This window comes from Nitratidesulfovibrio oxamicus, from assembly GCF_015731765.1.
In the GTDB taxonomy this organism is placed as follows: domain Bacteria; phylum Desulfobacterota; class Desulfovibrionia; order Desulfovibrionales; family Desulfovibrionaceae; genus Cupidesulfovibrio; species Cupidesulfovibrio oxamicus.
This window is the reverse complement of sequence record NZ_VRYY01000446.1, coordinates 1-1,967: the sequence shown is the minus strand read 5'-3', so window position 1 is coordinate 1,967 and position 1,967 is coordinate 1. Positions and strand designations below refer to the sequence as shown.

Sequence of the window (1,967 nt, the reverse complement as noted above, 5' to 3'; positions counted from 1 at the left end):
CAAGCGGCAGGCCGGTCATGTCGGCCAGAAGGGCGATGGCGCGCGGGGCAAAGGCGGGGTGCGCGTTCAGCCCGGTGCCCACGGCGGTGCCGCCAAGGGCCAGGCGGCACAGGTGGGGCATGGCCGCGTCCAGCCCCTCCAGGCAGGCGTCCAACTGGGCCACCCAGCCGGACATCTCGTCGCCCAGGGTCAGGGGCACGGCGTCCTGCAGGTGGGTGCGGCCTATCTTCACGATGTCCGCGCAGGCGGCGGCCTTGGCGCGCAAGGCATCGCGCAGGTGGCGAACGCCGGGCAGCAGGTCGTCGCGCAGGGCCAGCGCGGCGGCAAGGTGCATGGCCGCCGGAAAGGCGTCGTTGGACGACTGGCAGCGGTTCACGTGGTCATTTGGATGGATTGGGGGCTGAATTGGGGGATGGACGGGCGGCTGAATGGCGTGCGTGGGCTGGACGCCGGAAGCTGCCCCGGCCTGCGCGGCTTCCGCCAGCAGTTGCGTGCCCCGGTTGGCCAGCACCTCGTTGACGTTCATGTTGGTCTGGGTGCCGCTGCCGGTCTGCCAGACGGAGAGCGGAAAATGGTCGTCGTGCAGGCCCGCCAGCACCTCGTCGGCGGCGCGGGCGATGGCCTCGGCCATATGCGGCAGGCCCGGCTGACTGGGCGGCGGCAGCAGGCCAAGGTCGCGGTTGACCAGCGCGGCGGCCTTCTTGATGCGCGCCAGCGCGTACACCACGGCCAGGGGCATGCGGTCCGCCCCGATGCGGAAATTGTCCAGCGAACGCTGGGTCTGCGCGCCCCACAGGCGGCCTTGCTCCACCTCCACAAGGCCCATGCTGTCCCGTTCCAGCCGGTGGCCGGGCCGGGGTGCGGGGGGGGCGGTGGTAGGTTGACCGGCGGCGGGTTGTCCGGGCCGGTTCGTCTGGTTCGGCATGTCCGGTAGATGGGGCTGGTCTGGCGTATCTGGCGGTTGGGGCATGCGGGCCTCCGTGAGTGTCGCGGGTGCGGGGCGGCTGCGATACCCCGTATCGTCCATCCTAGCGCCGCCCGCGCGCCCCTGTCCAGCCGGTGGGAAAATGAGGCCGATGCGTCCCCCCGATGCGCAGAATGCGCCTGATGCGTGGGGTGTGTCTGATGCGCAAGGTGCGCCGCATGTGGCAGACCGGTGCAGCAGACCGGCCAGTGCTGAGCCACGCGGCGGAAGGGTCTCGCGCGCCTGCCGATCCGGCGGGCATGGCGGAGCCGACGGATAGGGCGGACCCGGTGGCTCCGGCGGGCCAGCCCAGCCCTCAGCACTGCCCTGCATGCGCATTGCGGTTGCGAGTCCGGCAGACTCCCCACCCCTGCGTGCGCCGTACCCGGCGGGGTGCGTATTTCCCCCATCCGCTCGGTTTCCCCTTGCGGAAATGACCGCATTTGCTTCAATACATACAGTTGCACCGTACCGCAGCCCGGGCGCGCAGATGCGTTCGGGCGCACACCGGGAACCCCGGCGTCCCGGCACGGTTGCCAGGCCCGGCGCAGACGCCGGGCCTGTCGTCAGCGATGCCGACTGGCGCAGGCTGCGTCCTGCCCACGCCACCCGGGCACGGCGAAGATTTCGGAACGAGGCATCCATGCGCGCGGTTTCCGTCACCCTGGTCACCTACACCTACGACGACCACGAACTGGTCCGGGGTCTGCTGTCGTCCGTCACCGGATGGACGGCCATGCCTTCGGCCATCGTGGTCATCGACGACGGCTCGGCGCAGCCCTTCACGCCGGACCTGCCGGAAGAGGTGACCCGGCGCCTGCCCGACATAGAGGTGGTGCGCGTGCCGGAAAACAGGGGCAATACGCACGCCCGCGCGCTGGGGGCGGCCCGCGCCACCACCCGGTTCATCCTTTCGGTGGATGCGGATATCCGCTTTCCCGCGCACTGGCTGGCGGTGTGCCTGCCCGCCGCGGCCCGGCCCGGCGTGGGCATGGCGGGCACC

General features: G+C 71.2%; 2 protein-coding genes. One reads left to right on the top strand and one right to left on the bottom strand.

The window, feature by feature from the left end:
• On the bottom strand, positions 1–970 hold a 970-nt coding region (locus tag FVW20_RS13780; protein ID WP_269145831.1), incomplete at its 3' end, for a lyase family protein.
• Positions 971–1,607: 637 nt separating this feature from the next.
• On the opposite strand from FVW20_RS13780, the gene FVW20_RS13775 reads away from it, so the two are divergent.
• The coding region (locus FVW20_RS13775) for a glycosyltransferase family 2 protein (protein ID WP_196610062.1) at positions 1,608–1,967 on the top strand (360 nt) is incomplete at its 3' end.